Genomic DNA, 20,865 nt, shown 5'->3' with positions numbered 1-20,865 from the left:
GTCAGCCGGGCAAGCGGCCTCGGGTCCGCAGCTGCCAGCGGCGTTCGGCGTAAGCAAGGTCGTCCCGCCACAAGCGACCGGCGGCCGCTCGTACCAGCGGCCGCAACACCGGGGTGATGGCGCGCGCTGCAGCAAAGCCGCGGCGGCCGGAGGTAGCGACAACGGCCTCGATGACTGCGGTGCGCGGGCGCCCGTGCAGGTCCGGTCCGATAGGGGTGGCGTGGGTTTCGACCACGGAGCCGGCGCCTTCCCCTTCCGTGATGTGCATGACGACGGTGCGCGGTTCGGGTGCGGTGAACACCGCCGTGACCGGAGCCACCAGCCGCCCGGCGATCTTGAAGGACACATCGACGATCAGCGCGTCGTTCATGGCGGAGCCGGGTTCGCCCCCCGAGGGGGACTGTTCTCGAACCGTCAGGTCCACGAAGGAGTAGGGGTGGAACCATGCGCCGTGCCAGGGATCGAGCCGGTTGGCCACGATGTCATCGGGCTCACAGACGCCGTGGCCGGCATAGACGCTGGCGACGGCGTCGGCCAGGGGAGGACGGGTCGGCAGCACCGGACGATCCAGGGGTTGTTCCCCGCCGATGTCGTCGAGTCGCACCCAGGCGAGCAGGCCGTCGTCGAAGCTGGGGTAAGGCTCCCAGCCGCCGAAAGCCCGTCCGTCCAGTGACAGGCCGTGCCAGTGACAGATGAGGGTGCCGCAGCGTACCGGGCTGTCTCGGAGGGGAGCACCCAGGTGAGGGCAAGCTCCCGGGCCCACGACCAAGTCACCCCTTTCGTTGCGCCAGGCGACCAGCTCGTTCCCTGCGATGGTCTGGCCGAAGCTGGTGTCAGGCCTGATGTCACGACTGTCGCCGAGTACGAACCAGTTGCCTGACGGGCGGGCCAGCGCCCGTTTCAGGGCGGCGTCGATGAGTGCGGGCTTGGCGTCGCGCCACGTGGGTTGCTGACGCTCCCATGGGGTGGCGTTCTTCCGCAGGCGCAGCGGCGACCGTGGCCGGCGCGGGGGAGGGGTAGAGATCATCCGGCTTCGCCCTCCCATCGGGGGCTGTGAGCATCGAGACGACAGGACTGCTTGCCGCGCCGCTGGGCGGTGAGCCGAGCCGCAGTCACCCGGACCAGACCATCCATTGCCACACGGGCCCGACGACGCCCAGGGACGATCGCACGCCGGTGGACCGACGCGTAACCATCGTCGGCAATCGCCGCAAGGATGTCGCGGTAGAGGATGAAGGCCGCGCGGATACAGGGCCGCGCGACCGGATCCAGCATGTCCACACCGGGCGCGGCCTGGCGATACACGTCATGGGTGAGGTCCGCCGCTGCTCGCAGTGCCGCAGTGATCCGAGGGTCGTCCTTGCCGGTGCTGCGGCTCCATTGCAGTAGTTCCCTGCTCGCGCCGTGAGCGGCCAGGAGATCGGCGGGCAGGTAGACCCGTCCCCGGTCGAGGTCCTCGCCCACATCCCGGAGGAAATTGGTCAGCTGGAATGCCACGCCCAGGGAAGCCGCGTACGGTGCTGCCTCCTCGCGGGGGACCACGGTACCCAGGACTGGAAGCATTTGCAGTCCGATGACCGCCGCGGAGCCGTGCATGTAGCGCTTCAGATCATCGAGTGTGGCGTAGTCCGTCACGCTCAAGTCACTGTGCATGGACTCGAGGAAGTCCGTGAAATGAAGATGGTCGATGGCGTAACGAGCGGCAGTATCAGCCAAGGCCATCACCACGGGTTCGCTGCTGCGGCCGGTGCGCAGGCCGTCGTGCAGACGGTCCGTCAGCAGCTGCAGCTGGCGTGCTCGCCCGGCAGGGCCGACATCGCCGGCCAGGTCGTCGACGATGTCGTCGGCCCAGCGGGCGAATCCGTACAGGGCGTGCACAGCGGGCCGATGCTGAACCGGTAGGAGCCGCGTTGCCAGGAAATACGTCTTGCCGTGACGTGCGTTGAGGCGACGACACTGATCGTAGGCGGCGCGCAGGCTGGGATCGGTGATCGCTGCAGCATCCAGTTCGCGGCGTGTCATGTGGTGCTGCCTTCCTGGACCTGACGGACGGCGGTCCGAGACCGCAGGTGGGCGCCGGTGATGCGGGCGGCCGCGAGCTTGCCGGAGATCAGGACCGTGGGGACGCCGACACCCGGAGTGGTCCCGCATCCGGCCAAGACGGCGTTGGCCGTGCCATTCACGAGATTGCGAGGCCGGAACGGACCAGTCTGCGCAAAGGTGTGCGCGACGGAGAACGGTGTGCCTGCGCCGTGTCCTTGCCGCGACCAATCCGCCGGCGTGACGAGGCACTCTTCCTCGATTGCCGCGGAGAATCCGGAAAGCCCTCGGCGCTCAAGTTCCGTCAGGATGCTTTGGCGATAGCGCGGTGCAAGTTCTTCCCACTGGCTGGGGCCGGGGCCGATCTCGGTGTTGGGGCAGGGCGCCAACACGTAGTGCACATGCTTGCCGGCGGGAGCCAGGCTGGGGTCGCTGGCCGTAGGCCGGGTGATCAGCAGGGACGGGTCGCTCATCAGGTCGCCGGTCCGGGTCAACTCCTGGAAGGTGCGTTTCCACGAGGTCCCGAAGGAGAGAGTGTGATGTCCCAACTCCGGCCAACTGCTGCCACCACCGGTGTGCAGGACGACCGCAGACGGTGCGTGGCGCAGGGCCAGAGGGCGCCTGGGGCTACGGCCCAGCAGCCCGTATGTCGCATGCAAGTCAGGGGTGAGAACGACCGCGTCACAGGGAATGCGCGCCTGGTCGGTGACGACGGCGGTAATCCTGTCACCGGCGCGTTCCAGGCGGGTGACGTGGTGTCCGTAGCGGAAGTCGGCACCTGCATCCGCGGCGGCTTCGGCCATGGCACGGGGAAGGGCATGCATCCCCCCGGCGGGAAAGTACACCCCGGCCACCGTATCCATGTATGCGATCACCGCGTATGCCGCCAACGCACGTGAAGGTGCCACTCCGGCATACAGGGACTGGAAGGAAAACACTCGCTGCAGGCGTTCGTCGGTGATGAAACGCCCGACTTTCGCGTCCAGGCGGCCGAAGCCACCGAGGGCTGCGAGCCTTGCAAGGTCCGAGTTCAGCAGGGCGAGCGGCGAGTCGAAGTTCGTATCGATGAAACGTCTCATCTGGGCCCCGTACAGCTCTTGCAGCCAGCGCCGCAGCCGACGGTACCCCAGTGCCTCCCGACCGCCGGCGAACCGTTCCACCTCCGCTTCCATGGCCCTGGCGTCGGTGTGCACCTGAAGGGCACTGCCATCGGAGAATCGGGCATGGTAAGCCGGGTGCAGTGCGATCAGCTTCAGCCGCTCACTGAGCGTGTCGCCCACGGCGGCGAATGCATCAGCTACGAGGTCCGGCATGGTCAGCACGGTCGGACCCGTGTCGAAGTGGTAACCGCCCTGCACGATACGGCCCGCCCGCCCCCCGGGCAGTCGGTCGCGCTCGACGACCGTCACACGCCGGCCTGCACCCAGCAGATGCAGAGTCGCCGACAGACCGGCCAGACCGGCACCGACGACAACGACATGATCCGTGCGGCCGCCGACGGTCCTCATCGGCCACCTCCGTGGGCCACAGACGCGATAAGCACGGAACCTGCGCCATGGTCCTCCTGCAGTCCTCGTGCGGTCGGCTCGAAAGCCATTACGGCGTCCAGTAGCTCCGCCAGCCGTTCCGCCGCGGTCTGGTCGAGGTCAAGAGCCCTCAAGTGCCGGGAAGCGAGCCGGCCGAGCCGCGCTACGCGCTGTTCCACTGCCTGCCGGGCACCACAGGCGACAAGGGCGTCTTGAACCTGCCGCAAATCCGATGGGGAAAGTGAGGCGTTGCCGACGGCGCTGTCCAAGAGGGACATGACGTAGTTGTCCCGCTGCGACTCCGCACGGGCACGGGCAACCGCGATCAAGTAGGTGAGCTTGCCGGCTTTGATGTCCTCCCCAGGTTCTTTCCCGGTCAGCAGTGAGTCACCGAAGACACTGTCGAGATCATCTTTGAGCTGGAAAGCTATGCCTGCGTAACGACCAGCACACCGCAGCCCGTGCAGCGTCGCGGCGTCCGCGCCCGCAATCACTGCGCCGAACGCCAAGGGACGCTCAACCGAGTACAACGCGGTCTTCAGCCGCGCAGCCTGCAGCGAACGGATCACGGACCGCGAACCCGTCACCTGGCCGTGAAGGTCCAGGTACTGGCCGGCAACCATCTCGGTGCGCAGGCGGCGCCACATCTCGAGCACTTCCCGCCCTGACCCGCGGGGGAAGTCGGTAGCCGCCACGATGTCGTCGGCCCAGGACAGTGCCAGATCACCGGCCAGGATCGCTGCCGAGGCGGCGAAAGACGCTGCGCGGCCAGCGCCTCCGATCACATCCCGGTAATCCTCCTCCACCCGCGCATGAAACGACGCCCGCCCACGCCGCTGCGGTGAGCCATCCATGACATCGTCCTGTATCAGCGCGCACGTCTGGATCAGTTCGATTGCCGCGGTCATGCGCAGCGCCGAAGCCGTCTCCGTGCTTCCGCCCCCGCAGGCCCGCATTGCCCACCAGAGCAGTCGCGCTCGCGTGCGACGACCGCCTTCGAGGGTGAACTGCGCCATCGGGCGTGCTACATCCCGAGCGAAGACACCGTCCAGGCAGGCGGAGTACGTCAGCCGCTCGTCGAGCAGCACCGCGAGCTCATGGCCCACGCTACCGGCGACGTCGGCGTCGACTGCCTCGCACGGGGTGCCGGGTACGACGGTCCGCCCGCTGGCCGACACGCGTTCGATTGCCCCGGTTGGGCGCATCACGATCCTCCGGAAGTGTGACAGGCTCTTTCGCCTTCTTCCGCACCACCCATCCCCGCGGATGCGCCGTACAGGAGTGCTCCCCACCGCCAAGGAACGACGCCCCCACCCACGACAGGGCGGGGGCTTCCATCGTGTGTGAGCAGCTTTCCCGGGTAGGGGTGTTGTACCTCGGGAAAGGGGGAGCGCCATGGTTCACGTGCAACGTTCGTTCGTCATCCGTCGACCCATGCCTGACGTCATCAGTTACCTTGCCGACTTTGGCAACGCGGTCCAGTGGGATCCCGGAACTCTCCGATGCACCAGAATCGATGCCGGCCCCGTCACTGAGGGAGCCCAGTGGTGCAACGTCAGCGCGTTTCGCGGTCGCCGGACTGAGCTCACGTATCGCCTCGTGCACCGAGCCGATGACCGTTTGCGGTTCATCGGGAACAACAAGACCGCCCAATCAGTCGACGATCTCGCCTTCCGCTCCGATGGGGACGCAACTCATGTCACCTACGACGCCACGATCACCTTCCACGGTCTGGCTCGTCTTGCCGACCCCTTGCTGAAGAGAGAGTTCGAGAGGCTTGGAGACGAGGTCGCCCGCACCATGCCGCAGGCAGTGGAGCAGGCTCTGCACCCCTGAAGATCCACCACAGTCCACCGCATCGGACCAGGATCGCTCACTCCAGCCCACGTCCAAGCCGGAACCGCTCCAGCCCCTCAGCGAGGCCGACGACGGGATCCGGGTAGTCGTACAGAGCACGCCGTGCCTCGGGCAGCTTCCACGGCTGGTGCACCTCAGACCCCTCAAGTCCCTCCAACTCAGGCACCCACCTGCGGACATAGGTGCCCTCGGCGTCGTACCGCATGCCCTGACGTACCGGGTTGAGCACCCGGTTGGGGCGGGTGTCCGTACCCGTGCCCGCAATCCACTGCCAATTGAGCTGATTGTTCGCCACGTCACCGTCCACGAGCCACTCGAGGAAGTACCGGGCGCCTGCACGCCAATCGATGTAAAGCGTCTTGGTCAGGAAACTCGCCGTGATCAGCCGGCCACGGTTGTGCACCCAGCCCTCATGACGCAACTGCCGCATCGCGGCGTCGACCAGCGGATAACCGGTTCGCCCTTCCTTCCACGCCTGAAGGTCCTCCTCGGCCGCGCCCTCCGAACGCCAGCGATCTCCCCTTGGCCGATAGTCCGCCGCTGCCACGTGGGGCCGTGCTGCCAGGACCTGATGATGGAAGTCCCGCCAGCACAACTGCCGTACGAACGCCTCCGCACCATCCCCGCCCGCCGAGCGTGCACGATGAACGAGCTCTGCGGCAGAAAGCGTTCCGAAGTGCAGATGCGCGGACAACCGGGAGGTCGCGTCGGCCGCCAAATCATCGTGTCGTTCCTCGTACTGCGCGATTCCGTTCTTCAACCACAACGCCAGTCCCCGGCGCCCCTCCTCCTCGCCGCCCGACGCAAGGCCCGGCGACACACCAGTGACACCTTTGCGCTCAGGAAGGTTCTCGGAGTGAATCTCCCTGGGAACCTGCACCCTGCGCGGCGCGCCCAGCGTCGTTCGGATGTCACGCTGCGACCAGCGACGGAAGTATGCGGTGAACACTGCAAAGTGATCCGAACCGGAAGGCACCACTGCGCCAGGTGCAAGAGCAGTCGTCACGGCCTCATGTACGTACAGGCGGGTACCCTCCCGCTCCAGAGCGCGGCGAAGCCGCTCCTCGCGCGCCCGGGCGTAGGCGCTTGTCCCTGCGGCCATGTGTACTTCGTCGGCTTCGGCATCGGCGACGACCTTGCAGACCTGCTCCACGACCTCGCCCGAGCGCAGGATCAGCCGCCCACCGCGTTTCCGCAGCCCCTGATCGAGATCCCGCAGGCAGTCGGCCAGGAAAGCCTGGCGGTTGGGGGCATCGAAGCCGATTGCCGCGATGCCCTCGTCGCGCACAAACAGTGGCACCACGAACGAGTTCGACATGACAGCAGCGCTCAGCGGGGGGTGGTCGTGCAAACGAAGGTCCGACGTGAACAGCACAATCGCGACGGTCATGGGGCAGCTCCCGAGATTCATCCTGTGCCCGCCTTTCCCCGCCCAGCGGCGCCGCGGATGCGTGAGATCTGCGCGCGTTGCCACCTCAGGCAACACAGAGACCTGCTGGTTATGGGGAACCCGACATTTCTGTCTTCGGAGTAGACTCGTAGGCCGGATGCAGCGACTTTTTCATGCAACGTGTTGCCTGCACGGTCCTGCCTTCCATGCCTGGCTCTCGCCCTGGCCACTTCGAGACCGCCTGGTGATGGACAGAATGATGGGAAAACACAGACCTCCGGTTGTTCGCAACCGCGGCTACCGCGAGGTGCGGCAGTCGCCTTCCTGACCGAAGCCTTCGCGATAACGGGTGGACCATTGGCACGATGGCGACTCCGACCGTCTGGCGCATGCCGGACCGTGCCGCGCTGGGGATGCCGTCATGGTCGGCTGGGTAAACCACGACGAGCCGCACGTGCAGCACCGTATGGCCCTCCGTGGAGCCTCGGCACCCACCGGCCCGCTGGATGGGTCACGTCAAGCCGGCCTGCGCCGCAGTGTGGCGGCAACGTACCTGGTCACTCTCCGCGTGTGAGCTGGATTGCCCCGGCTCGTAGGGGAAAACCTGGGGCCTGTTCCCGGGTCTCAGCCGAGTCGGGCCAGCGCCCGCATGCCGGCGTACCGTCCCTGTATCGGTACCGACCACAAGGGGTGCCCGAGGATGCCCCAGCTCTCCAAGAGCGCGTTGGCTGCCTGGAAGCCGGTGGTAGCGGCTCGTTCCATCAGCGCGACTGGCAGCCTCGAACGCACCATGTCACCCGCGAGCACCAGCCGCGGGTGGCCGGTGCGGACGCCGGGCCGGTCAGCGTAGCCTCCGACGGGGAAGAGCGGACAGTCATCCCGCCACTCATGGCGCGTGTCGATTACGCGTGCGTCAGCGCACTCGGGGTAGACCCGGGCGAGTTCTCGGATCATCGCGGCCTCCACGGCGCCCCGCTCGGCCGTGGGGTCGACGGCGTACGCATGAAGTTCCACCACGGAGCCGCCGGTGGCCTCGGCCCAACGGGCTGCTTCGCCCTCCCACCGGTTGAGGACGCTGATGTTGTCGACGGGCCCGTACCCGCTGGTGCCGAGGAAGCCTGGCCGGTCGGCACGGACCGGGCGGTCCAGCCAGTATCGGGAGACCAGGAAAGGCGGTGCCTGGCGCAGCCTTTGGACGCGAGCGCGCCAGTGGGCATCCACCAGATCCGGTGAGGCAGCAACCACGCTCCGCAGTCCCCGGCTGTCGAGAGCGAGCACGACCCCGTCGTACGGCTCCTCCCGAGGTTGTGAGTCCGGTGAGTTCGCACAGGTACGGGTCACGCGGAAGCCGCTCCCGTCGGGCTGTACTGCCACGACCCGCGTGCCGGTTTCGACGGTGGTGCCGAGCCGGCACAGATACGCGGCCAGCGGATCCCACAGAGCCTGCGGATAGGGCTCGCGAGGTACATCGAAGAGCAGGCCTTCGGAGGAGCCGAGAAAATAGACGTGGAACATCAAGACCAGTTCGGCCGCCGACAACTGGTGGGGATCGGCGAAGAAGCTGCGCGAAAAAACCTCGAATGCCAGGTGCCGGGCGTCCTCGGGGAAGCGGACCCGGTCCAGATATTCGGCCGCGCTGACGTGGTCGAGCCGTTCGTACACGTCGGGAACGCGCACGTCCAGCAGGGCCAGCGCCTGGCGGGGATTCATCCCGGCCAGTCCCGACCAGGTGAAGCTCGGGCTGAGCGCGACGAAGCCCATAACGCTCCAAGGGGGTGTCCTGGGCACATGCCGGAAGCTGTCACGGGCTTTACCGCGCTGTAGGGGGTAGTCGGCCAGCGGACGCAGCATGCTCAAGTCCGGGTCGATGCGGCGCAACAGTTGCCGCAGGTTGTAGTACTGACGGAAGAAGGCGTGGAAGCCTCGGCTCATAGTGGCCGTTGAACCGTCTGCCAGTGTCGTCGGCCACCCGGAAACCCGGCCACCGAGCGCGCTGTCTTGTTCCAGCAGGTCGACCCTAACGCCTCGTTCGGCCAGGGCGGTGGCGGCGGCCAGGCCGGCGATGCCGCCGCCCACGACAGCTACACGGGGACCCGGTGCGGGCGCGCAGGCGATGCCGTCGGTGGCCGGCCACAGCACCGCTCGGCGGTCCCGGCCACGATGGGCCAGACGGTACGGGTGGGTCAGGAACACGTCGTGGCCTTTCGACGGGGAAGCAAGGGTAGTTCCGCAAGGGAGCGCAGCATGGGTAGGACCGGGGTACTCAAGCCGATGGCCCACTCGTCACGCAAAGACGAAGCACCGTCCAGGAACCTCACGACCCGCTCGGCCGGATTACGGCGGAACAGTTCCTCGAAGAAGGCTGCCCCTCCGACCCGACCGGTTGCCAAGGCACGCAGCATGACGGCGTCCATCAGCCGGTGCCGGGCCGTATGAGGCATCGGGGGCAGGGGAGTACGGCCGGCGTGCAGTGCATCCGCGGCAGCCGCCGACTGCCGCTGGATCGCAGCGAAGGCATAGCCTGTCGATGGACGAGTTGCTCCTCCAGCGACGCCGACACGGAACACCCTGCTGCCCACCTGGCGCGGAAAGGAGCCGTCGGTCATAGGGATGACGCCTTGCTCCACCGCTGTGACGGTGAAAGGGCCGAGGGAGCGCACGCGGCGTGCGTAGTGGTCGAGTGCCGCATCGTAAGCCGCCTCAGAAAGCGGCGCGCCGGAAAACTCGGTGTACTCCACGAGCGCCTGACGGGTGCTGATCGGCAGCGTGTAGACGAAGGACAGGCCCTGGTCGGGCTGCCCAGTGCGGAAGTCCATCAGATCGGCGACAGCCGGATCGAATCGCTCCGCTTGTGTGGTTACGAACCAGCCCCGGAAGTGCTGCAGCAACGCGGTGCGGGCGGCCGGCAGTTCCTGCGGCGGCCTGGAGTCGAAGACCCAGCGGCCGGTTAGCCGCACGCTCCGTCCTGCAGCGTCCACCGCGCTGACCTCGGCGCCCCCCTGGATGTCGCGGACCGCAGTGACCGTCGCTTCCACCCACCGCACCTCGGGCCGATCACGCAGCGCTGAGCCGATGTTGTGGACAAAGTCCACCGAGCGGATCATCTTGTAGGCGCGGGGGAGCGATGCCGTTGTGCTCGCGCCATTGCGATCGGTGATTCGTATGTGCCGCCAACTGGCGGTGACCAGTTCGTCGTACTCACCAGGGTCGTCGTCCCAAAAGCACCAAGTACGCGATGCAGACCGCACGGACGATCCAGCTGGTGGCTCCACGAGGATCAACGAGGGGGTGGCGGCGGATGACTCCGGCGGTCGTGTCAGGCGACGTGCGAGGGACAAACCAGCGGCGCCTGCTCCCACGATAACGACATCGGCGGTGTCGGATCGATGCACGGCAGTCCCTCCGGAGCGGTACGCGGGATGACCGCGATCATTGGTCCTTCCGTCGCTTCAGGCATGCCGGATGCAAAGATCTCGACACAACCGTCTCCGGGCCGGCCAGCCCTGGCTGCGGGCGGTCGACGGCTGTCGCGGTGATCGCTTCCATCACGCCACCGGACCCCAGATACTGGAGAGCGCCACGCAGGACAGCCATTGGGGCCAGGGCGTTCACCATCGTCAGATGCTCAACGATCTCATCACTGACGCTTTGGACCGGCCCGAAGGCCACTGCCCGAAGACCGTGACCACAGCGTCCAGGCCCTGCAGCCGCTGCGATGCCTTTGCCGGAAGCTCGGCGCACGCTGCGAGGTCGTAGGCGTCAAAGCTCAGGGCGGGACATTCACCCCAGCGGCATGCCCGGTCCGCCAGCCGCGGAGCACTGCGCCCTGCGATGGCCAGGTGCGCTCCCGCACTGTAGAGGGCGTCTGCAAGGACAGTGCCGATCACGCCGATGGCTCCCGCCACCGGAATCCGGGAATCCTGGCTTTGCAGGCCGGCCTTCCGGCTCTCTTACCCGTTCTGCGCGTTTCCTGGGTGCCTTGGCTGTTCACCGCGGAGTCGCCGCATGGATGCGCCCGCCTCTTCTGCGGCGGGGATCAGGACGTACCCAGTCCCGTCAGCAGATCGAGTGCGTCTTTCAGGCTGTGGGGGCGGAGACTGCCGCCGAGGTGTCTGGCATGTGTCGCCCAGCCCGGTCCCGCGAGTACTACCGCCGGAGCCGTCCGTGCTCCGCTGACGCCCCACTCACTGGCGCACAACACGGCTGCCAATTCACGCTGGGCGGTCGATCTGCCCTGTGACCACACCACCACGGCTACCGGTCCCAGCCGACGGACAGCCTCAAACAACGCTCCGGCAGGAACGGCGGCTCCGAACATGCGCACCGGGATACCGCGCTGCGAAAGTCCGGCAGCCACCGCTTCCAGTGGCAGGGTGTGCTGCTCGCCGGGTGCGCAGGCCAGCAGCACCGGCCGGCCGCCCGGTTTTGGCCTGTCCTGGGCGGTGACTCGCCGCAGCGCGCTGGAGACATGCCAAGACAGCAGGTGTTCCACCTCCACGTAGCGTTCGCCGGAAGAGGCCCACTTACGGCCCACGGCACGCAAGGCAGGAATGATGATCTCATCCCATGCCTCGACCAGATCAAGGTCAGTGAGTGCTGCGGTCAGGAGTCGCTCCACCTCAGGACTGTCCAGACGCACAGCTGCACGGGCAAGGCCACGGCACTCTGCCCGCACCGTACCCAAGGGCAAACTGTGGCCGCCTGGTGCCCCCCGTCTGATCACTGGAGAAGACGATTCCGCAGGCGCCGCCTCATGGGGACGACGATGGCGGTCCTCGGCCAGTGCCTGACGGGCTGCTTCACCCGGGGGTACTCCTGTTGCCGTAAGACTGCACATGCGCTCCAGAACGGCGATGTCGCCCGCTGACCAGCGGCGATGCCTTCCGCCCTCGCGTGATGCCGGCCCCAGGCCGTAGCGACGGTCCCAAGATCGGATGGTGGTCGGGGCCACGCCCAGCTGCCGCGCGACGGCACCCGTGCTGAGCCCGCCGTGTTCCGTGATTTCCGTAGTCTCCCGACCTTCGCCCGTGTCTGTAGCCACCCCTCCAGAATACGACGCACAAACGATGCGAGTTGTGTCCCGAGCGCTTTCGGACTGCCATGGTCACTGCCGGATCGTGATGAGAGACCTGCGCGATTTAGCCGGCCCACCTGCGGAGGGATCACATGACTGCTCTGTCGGATACCTGCATCAGCGTCCGTGCCAGTGCGGCACCCACGGCCGGGGTTCCGGCCACTGCGGGCCTGTCCGGCGAACAGTTGCCGGACGACGAATTGGCCGCCGGCATCGTACGTGGCGACGAGCAATGCCTTGCCGCTGCTTATCACCGCTGGGGGAGCTTGATCTACTCTCTCGCCACCCGCGCTCTGGGAGACCCGGCAGAAGCCGAGGACGTGACTCAGCAGGTCTTCCTCGGAGCATGGCGCGGACGCCACACCTACCGCGCCGAGCGCGCGGCACTGCCCGCCTGGCTTGTGGGCATCGCCAAGAAGAAGATCGCGGATGCGCTGAGTGCCCGCACGAGAAGGCGCTATCTGGCCGATGCCATGATCACTGCCGTGGCCGTACCCACTCCCCCTGCCCTGGCCGATCAGATCATCGACCAGGTTCTCGTCGAACACGAACTGGCCAGGCTCCCCGCTTCGCAGCGCGAGGTGCTCCGCCTGGCCTTCTATGAGGACCTCACCCACATTCAGATCGCCGAGCGGACCGGTCTGGCCTTGGGCACCGTCAAGAGCCATGCCCGCCGCGGCCTGATCCGCTTGCGGCACAAGCTCGACGCCGTCCCGCTTGATCAGTGATGTCGTGACGCCACACCTGTGGCGGCGGGGACGATGGACGCGGCTCGAGGGGCTGCCTCAGCAGCGACGCGGCGGGCCCGGAGCCGCCCCGGGCCGCAGTCTGCATGACTCCCTTTCGTCGTAACGAGTACCTGCCGTGCATCCGCAGTGGGCCTACAGGAAGAAGATGGTTGTGTAGTAATCCATGACAGGACTGCCGACTTTTCAGGCCTGGTGCCCATGCCCAGCCCGCTCCACGCTGGTTGGCTGGCCTCGGAGGGCAGGCACCAATGACGCACCTTGATACCGGCACTCTTGCTGACCTTGCGCTCGGCGAATCGACGCCCGAGCAAACACGCCTGGTCGGGGCTCATGTGCGGCAGTGCGGCAGGTGCCTAAGAGAGCTTGAATCCCTGCGGCGCGTCGTGCGGGCCGGGCGACCTACGTCTGCCGGACCGCTCACCCTGCCCCCAGAGCGGATCTGGCAGAACATCACGGACCATCTGGATGACGACTCAGGTCGAACGTCTTGTGCTGCCCCGACTGCGGTCCCGCGCCGTCGGCCGCGCTACCGCATGTGGCTGCTTGCTGCCTGCGTGCTCCTTGTCGCAGGAGGCGCTGTGTGGGGCGCCAAGATCAGTTGGCCGTAAGCGGGCCGTGCACAGCCGCTCGGCCGGCCCTTGTTTTCCATGAAGCCGACTCTCCGTAGCTCCTCGCAAGCTTCGACAAGCGATGCGAGGAGTCGCCGAACCTCCGTCACTGTGAACTCGATTGCCCCGGTGTCCCACCGGTGCCGCCCCCTTTCCCTCGACCTGGTGCGCCGTGTCGGCCAGGAAGGCTGCGTGAGCATGGCCAAAGTGATGTGCCGGTACCAGCCCACGTAGCGACGGACTTCGTACTGATCCAGGCCGCACTCGTTCCTCGCGGCCTGGAAGCACTCCTCGATCGCCCACCGCGTCCCGGCGATTCGCACCAACTCGTGAACGCAGCAACCGCCCTGGGCGGCTGGTGGGCCGGCGGTGCGCCCGCAGCAGCCGGCATAGCGATCGGCGCCGCAACACTCCGCCATGCGGCCCACCTGCACGAGATGCGCAGCTGGACGCTGCGCCGCATAGGCAGGGCAGCAGCCCGCGCTGCCGGCGCCGGCATCTGACCGTGCCATCCGCACGACCGAGATCCACCAGCACGTCGACAGTGATGACCGTACGGGCCGTTCCCCGAGTAGTTACCTTGCTTGAGGGCCTCGAGTAGGACTTCAGAGGCCGAGAGTGCAAGGCCCAGGCCGCGTGTGGCCCCGATGACAATTGTCACGCGGTCGAGGAGATGGACCGTCAATATCCTACGTGCAGTGTCCAGAGCTCGTCAGCCCGCCCGGCCTGCACCTCTGAGCATGCGGCGCACACGCGTTAGGAAGAAGCCAAACAGCAATTCATCGGATATGCCTGCCAGTACCGCTTCTGGTGTGGTATTCGTGTAGCGGGACACCCCGTCCACCAGGTATGCGAGTTCCTCTATAACAGCGGCCTGCGCGCTCTGGCAATCACGGCAGTGCTTGGGCCCCCCGTGGTCACTGACGGAGCTATAAGCGATCACCATGACTCCTGGCACGTATGAGCGAAGCCGTGAACGCTCGACATCCCGCGCGAGCGGACAGGCACCGCATCGGAAGATGGACAGCCCCACATAGGCTTCCTGCTCCGGCAGCCTGCGGATGCAGATGAGCGGCTCCAATGGCACAGGTGTGCGCTGTTCGCAGCGGCCGCCTCGGACCCCCAGTGACTGCACTACTCTGTCGACCACGGGTCGGCATCGCAGCGATTTCGACGGCGTCCGTCGGGGCCTCGCAGCGCGTTGAACCGCCAATCCAAGATCAAGTGTCACCACCCGCCTAACATTTTTATTATGGCGGCGTTTATCGCACTGTGCCCCTTGGGTCTTTTGGATAGTTTTGCGATGCATAGTCCATAAATGGGCCGCGGTATCTCGTAGACGTACCAGACGGCATCCCTTATCGGCGGTGCAGTCGATCACGTTGGTGTGCGCCGGGGTGCACCTGATACAGACCTGAAGCGGGCCACCATGCAACACGACCTGTTCGACCTTGGAAGGTGCGTGGTGTCGTCCGATCGGTGGCCGTGTTGATGCGGCAAGAGCCCGAAGCCCTGATATGGCCGTACTGGCAGTGCCGCCTGGGTCGCCGACTGGATAGCGGGGAATGTAACTTTATCCGTTACGATTGCCTAGGTGGAAGCGGGGCGGGAGGCTCGTCGGACGAGGAGGTCCACAAGGTGAGCGCGAACAGCAGAATGACCATCGCGGTACACGTGCTGACCTGGATGTCTCTAGACCGGCAGAACAACGAGGTGGCCACCTCGGAGCGCATCGCAGGGAGCGTCAACACAAACCCCGTGGTGATCCGTAGATGCTTGGGCGATCTTCGTAGAGCTGGGTTGGTGGAGTCCAGAAGGGGGGCGGGGGCTGGCTGGGTCTTGGCGCGGGAACCCGCGGAGATCACCTTGCTCGAGGTGTACCTGGCTGTCGAAGGTGGAGGGCTGTTCGGTATGCACAGCACGCCGCCGAACTCGGAGTGCTCCGTGGGCTTCGGGATCCAGCCTGCCTTGCAGCGCGTCTACAGCGGCCTGGAATCGCAGATGCAGCAAGAGTTGTCTCAGACCACCATCGCGGGTGTTCTGCGTGACGTTCTCGCCCAGCAGAGGTAGCCGCCGGGGGAAGTTGGAAGCGGCGACGGACCGGTGTCGCCAACGCGACGCTCTACCAGCACTTTCCGACTCGACGGTCGCTGGGGCCAGTGCTTGCGGCCCTGGAGCGTCTCGCGTTTGAACGTCGCGTTGAAGGATTCAGCGAGCGCGTTGTCCGCCGAGCTGCCGATCGCGCTCATGGGCTGCCGGATGCCGGATGCCGGATGCCGGATGCCGGACGCGCGGCAGGCGTCGGCGAACGTGCGGCTGGTGTACTGCTTGGACTCAACCGGTCGTCGCAACACGAGTTACCCGGAGAGATAGTAGGTGCTCGTTGAGGGCTCCGCGGGGGTGAGGATTCCACCCACCCCTCCGCGAGGCGGTCGCCGACTCGGTAGCGGCGCTTCTGCCCACTGGCGTCCCGAATGTCTTCGGCCTCGGGGAACAACGGAACAGCGACTACTGTAGCGGTAAGCACGGTTCCAGCAGGTCACGGCCAGGGCGGCGACGCTCTCAGAACTGCCTCCCGACCCCGAGCATCTCGCCTCCCTCCCCGGCGCTACGATCCGGTTGATCACCGAACCGGGGAGGGGACATGGCCGAGGGCCGGGAAGCGACGAACGCCGTCGCGGAGAGACCGGTGGAGCTGGCCTACCGGCTCACCGTCGACGACCTTGGGGCAGCGATCCGCACCCGGGCGAAGGTCACCAGAGCGGGCCGTTTCCGGCGTAGGCTGCTGATCTACACGCTGGTGGTCACGGCCGTCGGAGTCCTTCTGTCGACGCTCGGCGACGGCCGGCGTGACACACCGTGGCAGCTGTACCTGGCGCTGGTGGCCGTCGTCGCCTTCGTGACCGCCGGGCCGCGGCTGCAGGCCCGCCAGTTCCACCGGCTCAGCGAGCGGCAGGGCGACTTCCGCGCCGTCGTCGACGACACGGGGATCTGCCTCACCAGCGCCCACAGCTCGGCCACCCTCGAGTGGCACCTCTACCCGCGCTATGCCGAGACCCCGGAGCTGTTCGTGCTGCTCAGCGCCGACAAGTCCGCCGTCGGCGTCGGCGTCCTGCCCAAGCGGGGTCTGAGCAACCCGGAGGATGCGGACCGGCTGCGGGCGATCTTCGGTCGGCACCTCGTACGCGCGGATGCCGCCGCGGCGCCGGAAGCCGACAGGACGCCGAGCCGGGGCCGGGACGTCAGGCGCGGAGCGGGCTCCGTCGGGCTGCTGCTCCTCGGGCTGGTGCTGCTCTTCTTCGCCTACGCCGCCGTCCAGAAGGCCGTGGATCCAGATGCCTTCCCCGGGCTCCAGCACAACAACGCGCCGGTCTCGGCCATCGCCCTGATCCTGGGGGTGCCGGCCGTCGCCCGCGCGTGGTGGGTCGTACGCCGGATGAAGGTGATGCGGATCGTGACCGCGGTGCTCGCCGCAGCCGTGCTGCTGGTCGGCGGCGCCGCCGTCTACCGCATCGGGCCGATGCTGCACTGCTGGGGCTCGGACCGGATCGCCCGGGGCCCCGACGGCGACTACGCCTGCTACCACTTCTGAGCGGGCCCGGAGCCCACTCCTCGGCGGCTGCGCGGCGCAGCCACCGCAGGTGCCGAAGATCTCGATGGTGTGGGCGACGTCGACGAAGCAGTCCGGCGACGTGGGTGGGCTCTACACACGGTGAAGTCCACGCTCACGATGGACCAGTCGATGTCACCCGCGGCGTCGGCTGCGGCTTGGACCTGCTGCAGCAGACGTTCCCATGTTCCGTCGGCCGACCACAGTCGGTGCCGTGCGCTCGCTCGTGCTCTGGCCGACCAGGTCCGGTCGCGTCTGCCAGACACGTCGAACCACACATCGAGCTTTCAACGGCCGGCCCTCGTCGAGGTCGCTGGTCACCCACGGGGTCGTGTAAGGGGACCCGTGTCCCTGCGTCGAAGCCTCGCGGTAGAGCCAGGGGTCCGTAACGCCTGCGACACCACCCCGCCGAGTCCAAAGACGTGTGGCTGCGGACCGTGCTGCTTCGGCGACATGAGGCAGGGGCCCTCGACCGTCAAACCGCGCAAGGAGGTGCCGGGCAACCGCACGACTGCCGGGGCAGGGGAGGAACCCAGTGCCGAGGCCGCAGTCGACGACGCACCGAACTCAGCGGACGCACAAGGGCGAGACGCTCTGCCGGCAAACCCCGGCCGAGCGTCTCGCCCTGCTCCTCGCAACGGAACTCGCTCGGCGACGGGGGCATTGGCTCACGATTCAGCGGGAACCGCGGTAACGGCCTGCGTCAGTGGCCTGGTTCCGTGTCGGCGCCGGACGGGTCACCCACTGTGCCCTCAGGCACCCATGGCCTGGGTGCGGCGGGTCGGCTCGGACTGGCCCTCCTTAAACCATTCGGGCGCGGTCATCCGCCCGGTCCCGTAGGCCATGTCGGTGTCCAGGAGGTAGCCCCAGCTGGGCAGGTGGTCGTGGACCGCCCCGACGGCGAGCGGCCAGCCCTGGGCCTCGTCGCGGCGCCAGTCGGCGATGAGCTCGGCCACCACGCCGAACCACGACTTGATGTTCACACCGGCCCGCGAAAGGTTCGCCACGACTGCATCGCGGACGATCTCACCGGGGGCCTCGGCGCCGGAGGCGTCGATGACGGCGTGCACCTCGTAGCCGTCCAGGACCATGTCCAGGGACGGGAACGACAGGCAGGTCGCGTCGGTGACGGCCGCGATGATGACCTTCCTGCGGCCGGTGGCCTCCAGTGCCTCACGGAAGGCAGGCCAGCGGTAGGCATTGATGACGCCGGGCCGGCGGATGACCTCGTCGTCGGGGAAGAGCGAGGCCAACTCGGGCAGCAGCGCCCCGTTCGGACCCCAGTCGCGGCTGGTGGTGAGGATGACGGGCAGGCCCAGGGTCTTGGCGGCCCGGGCGAGGCCGATGACGTTGTTCTTCGCTGTCTCCGGGGGCATGTCGTCGATCAGCTGCATCAACCCGATCTGGTGGTCGATGAGCAGAACGACCGCGTTTTCCGGGGTCAGGGTGTCATAGGGGCCGGCGTTCGGCGTGTACGGCACGGGGTGCTTCTCCTCTTGGGCAATGCCGCATCCGCACATGCGCGGAATGCGGCCTCTGCACCAACCGACCAGGGAACCCCCCAACCTGTGACACATGAGGCCAGTGGGGACGGTGGGGATACATCCGGCCCCGATCCGCCCGTGGAGCTCCAGGAACGCGAAAACACCCGGCCAGTGCGATCAGGGTGCCCTTATTGACCCCAACAGGTGGAGTGGCACGGCGGGGGGCCGGAGGCGTGGGGGACCGAGCCCCCCGCCCCGAGGGCAATGTCTCCAGGGGACGGGGCCGCCCTCCCCGGATACGCCACCACCTGGCCCAGGTCATCCGGGCCCCCTGGAGTGCCGAGTGATCGTGATGCCGCCATTGGCGAGCGACGGCCGACACGTGCACATCGACGGGGGAGACGTCGAAGTCGCGCACAGCCTGCGCGACCTCCTGGAGCTCCTGCGGCGGGCTGTCCTCCACCCCCCGCGACCTCAGCAACCCGTGGCTGTTCGAGTGGCGCGGCGACGGCCCCGACGTGTGGTGAAACGCTAGGGGCGCGCCCAGAGCGGCGCCGCGGTGTCGAGGTCAATCACCTCTCGCCACTCCACCATCGACACGGGGCGCTCCGTGATGTACCAAGCACCTGGGTTGCCGCCGAAGCGGGTCGGCGCAAGGACGGAGAAGGCGCCCGGCGGGAGGTTGTTCCGAGCCCACAGGCTCCACTCGTGTGCGTCTTCGTCGGGAACGTCAACGGTGATCCGTATGGGTCGGTCCTGGACCGATTCCGGGAGCGAGGCCAGGTCCGGGTCATTGGTGAAGTGGACGACACGGGGCAGTATGGGCATATCGTTGGGATCGATGGGCCAGCACGCCCGGATCTCCCCCTCGGCGAGTACGTCCTGCCAGGCGGCAGGGCGCGTGTAGTGGTACAGCAGCACGACACACACCCTACGACGCCGGAGGTCGGCCACAGGTCGAGGAGGTCCTACAGAGCGTTGGGGCCGCCTTCGAGGATGAACCGTGTGGGGTCGTCCCGGCACACGGCGTCTACTGATGATCTCGGCGGGATGTCGCACATAAGGTAACCGTCGCCGCAGTTCACGGCGCTGTTCCAGGCGACATCACGCCAGGAATCTCAGTAATGAAGTCCGCCCCGAGGCGGCAGGAGAACCGCTGCTCCGCCTACTGACGGCCGGTCGGGGACGGCGTGTGAGGGACATCGTGCACCGCCGGCTCCGGGCCGTCGTGGATGCCGCATGGGACAGGGGTGCCGGCGGCTGTCGTTCCTGCCCGCGTGACGGTCCTGTCACACCGTCCCGGCTGTGCTGGTCTCAGTTGTCGTCCCCGCCCGCGCGGGGGATGGTTGAGTCGACTACGGAGAGAGAACCATGACTGTTTAGTCCGGGGAATTCCCCTTCGGTATGCCGTGGGAATCCCTCACGGGTACAGCCAGGCCGTGCAGGCCGGCGACACGCTCTACGTTTCCGGGCAGTTGTCGCACGACAGCACCGGGGCCTTCATCGGGGCGGGCGACTTCGAACTCCAGGTGAGGACGACTCTCGACAACCTCGACCGGGTGCTGGAGCACTTCGGCGCCACCCGCGACCAGCGGCTGCGGCCGCTCCTGGCCATCGAACCTGCCCAACCGCCCGCTGACGCCATAGAACGGCTGTGGATCGTGGACGGCACCCTGGTCCCCGTCCGTGACCGCAGGGTCGGAGTCTCCTGGCGCAACTATCGGTTTTCGGCAAACGTGCAAGTCGTCATCGACGCCGACACCAAACTCGTGGTCGCCGCGGGCCGGCCCCGTGCTGCCCGCTGAACTCGCGCTCGAACAGGTCGAGGTCGTCGGCGGTCACGGGGCGGAGCGTGATCTCGTCTGGCATGGTCCGGCTCCCGTCCTCTCACTCGTACGGGCGAGCCTAGCGGCGGTCCCCGATGAACAGCCGGTCAAGGTATTGGTCGACGGCGGTCAGGACCTCCGCGGGCTCGACTGCGTTCAGTTCGAGCAGGCCTTTGCGGTCGGGGCCGGCAGCCGGCCCGGGCCGCGCTTCCACCTTTCGTCTGGACATGGACGCCCGGCTCGACCTGGGGCCGGCCATGGCCGTGCCCCGCCCCTGTACCCCGGCGGCCCGCCACCCGATCAGCCACGGAGCTGCGATGAAGGACTTGCTGACCTCACTGACCCCTGCATGAACGAGGCCGCCTGGTGGGCACGCGATGGGGTCGGCTCAGGTGGAAGGTTCCGGCGCGGGCACCACTGGCGGTGACGATCGAGACGGCTGTCTATCCGTGGTCCGGACTTGGTTGGGCGGTGTGGTTGGAGGTTGTTTCGGGTGTGGTGTGGAGGACTTCGCGGGCCTGTTCGGCGGCGCGGGTGATGCTTTCGCTGATGAAGTCGAGGAAGCGGGCGATGTTCTCCAGGCGGGCGGCGGCCGGGGTCTGGGGTCCGAGGACGGCGACGCCCTGGCGTGCGGTCGCGACGAGCTGGTCGTTGGCCCGGGCGCTGGCGATCGTGGCCTGGTAGAAGAGTTCGTCGTCGAC

16 protein-coding genes and 5 pseudogenes are annotated in these 20,865 nt (G+C 67.3%); 7 read left to right on the top strand and 14 right to left on the bottom strand.

Translation table 11 applies throughout. The features are described 5' to 3' along the window. Nucleotide 1: 1 nt before the first annotated feature. Genes ACWDAS_RS23100 through ACWDAS_RS23085 form a run of 4 tightly spaced genes read right to left on the bottom strand, consistent with a single transcriptional unit; the run spans nucleotide 2 to nucleotide 4,654 of the window. Complete coding sequence (locus ACWDAS_RS23100; RefSeq protein WP_450393937.1) at nucleotides 2-1,027, bottom strand: DUF5914 domain-containing protein; 1,026 nt, start codon at nucleotides 1,025-1,027, stop codon at nucleotides 2-4. Next, the gene (locus ACWDAS_RS23095) at nucleotides 1,024-2,022 is read right to left on the bottom strand and encodes a phytoene/squalene synthase family protein (RefSeq protein ID WP_450393935.1); all 999 of its coding nucleotides are present in this window, start codon (nucleotides 2,020-2,022) and stop codon (nucleotides 1,024-1,026) included. The genes ACWDAS_RS23100 and ACWDAS_RS23095 overlap by 4 nt, the downstream gene beginning before the upstream one ends. Beyond that, nucleotides 2,019-3,548: a phytoene desaturase family protein gene (crtI, locus tag ACWDAS_RS23090; RefSeq protein WP_450393932.1), complete on the bottom strand. Its 1,530-nt coding sequence runs from the start codon at nucleotides 3,546-3,548 to the stop codon at nucleotides 2,019-2,021. The genes ACWDAS_RS23095 and crtI overlap by 4 nt, the downstream gene beginning before the upstream one ends. Continuing rightward, complete coding sequence (locus tag ACWDAS_RS23085; RefSeq protein ID WP_450393931.1) at nucleotides 3,545-4,654, bottom strand: polyprenyl synthetase family protein; 1,110 nt, start codon at nucleotides 4,652-4,654, stop codon at nucleotides 3,545-3,547. Before ACWDAS_RS23085 ends, crtI begins: the two co-directional genes overlap by 4 nt. Nucleotides 4,655-4,961: 307 nt before the next feature. Between ACWDAS_RS23085 and ACWDAS_RS23080 the strand changes: the two genes are divergently transcribed. Beyond that, on the top strand, nucleotides 4,962-5,402 hold the full coding sequence (locus ACWDAS_RS23080) for an SRPBCC family protein (RefSeq protein WP_450393928.1): 441 nt from the start codon (nucleotides 4,962-4,964) through the stop codon (nucleotides 5,400-5,402). Between the two features lie 37 nt (nucleotides 5,403-5,439). Here the strand turns inward: ACWDAS_RS23080 and ACWDAS_RS23075 are convergent, their stop codons facing one another. The 4 genes from ACWDAS_RS23075 to ACWDAS_RS23060 all read right to left on the bottom strand — a co-directional run bounded on the left by ACWDAS_RS23075 (nucleotide 5,440) and on the right by ACWDAS_RS23060 (nucleotide 11,854). Next, nucleotides 5,440-6,813, bottom strand: a complete 1,374-nt coding sequence (locus tag ACWDAS_RS23075) for a cryptochrome/photolyase family protein (protein ID WP_450393926.1) — start codon at nucleotides 6,811-6,813, stop codon at nucleotides 5,440-5,442. Nucleotides 6,814-7,437: 624 nt separating this feature from the next. Further along, nucleotides 7,438-9,006, bottom strand: a complete 1,569-nt coding sequence (locus ACWDAS_RS23070; RefSeq protein WP_450393923.1) for an FAD-dependent oxidoreductase — start codon at nucleotides 9,004-9,006, stop codon at nucleotides 7,438-7,440. Then, nucleotides 8,997-10,151 carry a lycopene cyclase family protein gene (locus ACWDAS_RS23065; protein WP_450394267.1) on the bottom strand — a complete coding sequence of 385 codons (1,155 nt, stop codon included), beginning with the start codon at nucleotides 10,149-10,151 and terminating at the stop codon, nucleotides 8,997-8,999. Before ACWDAS_RS23065 ends, ACWDAS_RS23070 begins: the two co-directional genes overlap by 10 nt. Nucleotides 10,152-10,849: 698 nt before the next feature. Beyond that, a complete protein-coding gene (locus tag ACWDAS_RS23060; protein ID WP_450393920.1) occupies nucleotides 10,850-11,854 on the bottom strand; it encodes a MerR family transcriptional regulator in 1,005 nt (334 codons plus the stop codon). 125 nt (nucleotides 11,855-11,979) lie between these two features. Here ACWDAS_RS23060 and ACWDAS_RS23055 point away from each other — a divergent pair, with 125 nt between their 5' ends. After that, nucleotides 11,980-12,615: an RNA polymerase sigma factor gene (locus tag ACWDAS_RS23055; protein WP_450393918.1), complete on the top strand. Its 636-nt coding sequence runs from the start codon at nucleotides 11,980-11,982 to the stop codon at nucleotides 12,613-12,615. A gap of 823 nt (nucleotides 12,616-13,438) precedes the next feature. Here ACWDAS_RS23055 and ACWDAS_RS23050 read toward each other — a convergent pair. Next, nucleotides 13,439-13,573: pseudogene (locus ACWDAS_RS23050) on the bottom strand (IS701 family transposase); the annotation flags it as partial. Between ACWDAS_RS23050 and ACWDAS_RS23045 the strand changes: the two are divergent. The 3 genes from ACWDAS_RS23045 (at nucleotide 13,574) to ACWDAS_RS23035 (ending at nucleotide 16,836) form a co-directional block, all read left to right on the top strand. Beyond that, nucleotides 13,574-13,747: a hypothetical protein gene (locus ACWDAS_RS23045; RefSeq protein WP_450394285.1), complete on the top strand. Its 174-nt coding sequence runs from the start codon at nucleotides 13,574-13,576 to the stop codon at nucleotides 13,745-13,747. Between the two features lie 1,135 nt (nucleotides 13,748-14,882). After that, nucleotides 14,883-15,314, top strand: coding sequence for an Rrf2 family transcriptional regulator (locus ACWDAS_RS23040; RefSeq protein ID WP_450393915.1), 432 nt, complete (start codon nucleotides 14,883-14,885; stop codon nucleotides 15,312-15,314). A 574-nt stretch (nucleotides 15,315-15,888) separates the two neighbouring features. After that, a complete protein-coding gene (locus ACWDAS_RS23035; RefSeq protein WP_450393914.1) occupies nucleotides 15,889-16,836 on the top strand; it encodes a YcxB family protein in 948 nt (315 codons plus the stop codon). A 91-nt stretch (nucleotides 16,837-16,927) separates the two neighbouring features. On the opposite strand, the pseudogene ACWDAS_RS23030 reads toward ACWDAS_RS23035, so the two are convergent. The 3 genes and pseudogenes from ACWDAS_RS23030 to ACWDAS_RS23020 form a co-directional block, all read right to left on the bottom strand. Next, nucleotides 16,928-17,069: pseudogene (locus ACWDAS_RS23030) on the bottom strand (IS5/IS1182 family transposase); the annotation flags it as partial. Nucleotides 17,070-17,606: 537 nt separating this feature from the next. Then, a complete protein-coding gene (locus ACWDAS_RS23025) occupies nucleotides 17,607-18,335 on the bottom strand; it encodes an isochorismatase family protein (protein WP_450393912.1) in 729 nt (242 codons plus the stop codon). 534 nt (nucleotides 18,336-18,869) lie between these two features. Beyond that, a complete protein-coding gene (locus ACWDAS_RS23020; protein ID WP_450393910.1) occupies nucleotides 18,870-19,259 on the bottom strand; it encodes a hypothetical protein in 390 nt (129 codons plus the stop codon). 311 nt (nucleotides 19,260-19,570) lie between these two features. Here ACWDAS_RS23020 and ACWDAS_RS23015 point away from each other — a divergent pair. Both ACWDAS_RS23015 and ACWDAS_RS23010 read left to right on the top strand, forming a co-directional pair. Continuing rightward, nucleotides 19,571-19,867 (top strand): annotated as a pseudogene (locus ACWDAS_RS23015) (RidA family protein); the annotation flags it as partial. A 60-nt stretch (nucleotides 19,868-19,927) separates the two neighbouring features. Further along, nucleotides 19,928-20,128, top strand: a pseudogene (locus ACWDAS_RS23010) (IS5/IS1182 family transposase); the annotation flags it as partial. 115 nt (nucleotides 20,129-20,243) lie between these two features. On the opposite strand, the gene ACWDAS_RS23005 reads toward ACWDAS_RS23010, so the two are convergent. Continuing rightward, nucleotides 20,244-20,393: a hypothetical protein gene (locus ACWDAS_RS23005; protein ID WP_450393907.1), complete on the bottom strand. Its 150-nt coding sequence runs from the start codon at nucleotides 20,391-20,393 to the stop codon at nucleotides 20,244-20,246. A 214-nt stretch (nucleotides 20,394-20,607) separates the two neighbouring features. Then, nucleotides 20,608-20,865 (bottom strand): annotated as a pseudogene (locus ACWDAS_RS23000) (MarR family transcriptional regulator); the annotation flags it as partial.

The organism is Streptomyces sp. NPDC001070, from assembly GCF_053598835.1.
The sequence above is the reverse complement of the archived record's forward strand: the minus strand, read 5'-3'. Positions and strand labels throughout refer to the sequence as shown.

What these genes read in the sequence shown, in the direction of transcription:
- ACWDAS_RS23100 (WP_450393937.1), bottom strand. Translation starts at nt 1,027, where the DNA reads ATGATCTCTACCCCTCCCCCGCGCCGGCCACGGTCGCCGCTGCGCCTG.
- ACWDAS_RS23095 (WP_450393935.1), bottom strand. Translation starts at nt 2,022, where the DNA reads ATGACACGCCGCGAACTGGATGCTGCAGCGATCACCGATCCCAGCCTG.
- crtI (WP_450393932.1), bottom strand. Translation starts at nt 3,548, where the DNA reads ATGAGGACCGTCGGCGGCCGCACGGATCATGTCGTTGTCGTCGGTGCC.
- ACWDAS_RS23080 (WP_450393928.1), top strand. Translation starts at nt 4,962, where the DNA reads ATGGTTCACGTGCAACGTTCGTTCGTCATCCGTCGACCCATGCCTGAC.
- ACWDAS_RS23075 (WP_450393926.1), bottom strand. Translation starts at nt 6,813, where the DNA reads ATGACCGTCGCGATTGTGCTGTTCACGTCGGACCTTCGTTTGCACGAC.
- ACWDAS_RS23055 (WP_450393918.1), top strand. Translation starts at nt 11,980, where the DNA reads ATGACTGCTCTGTCGGATACCTGCATCAGCGTCCGTGCCAGTGCGGCA.
- ACWDAS_RS23035 (WP_450393914.1), top strand. Translation starts at nt 15,889, where the DNA reads ATGGCCGAGGGCCGGGAAGCGACGAACGCCGTCGCGGAGAGACCGGTG.
- ACWDAS_RS23005 (WP_450393907.1), bottom strand. Translation starts at nt 20,393, where the DNA reads ATGTCCAGACGAAAGGTGGAAGCGCGGCCCGGGCCGGCTGCCGGCCCC.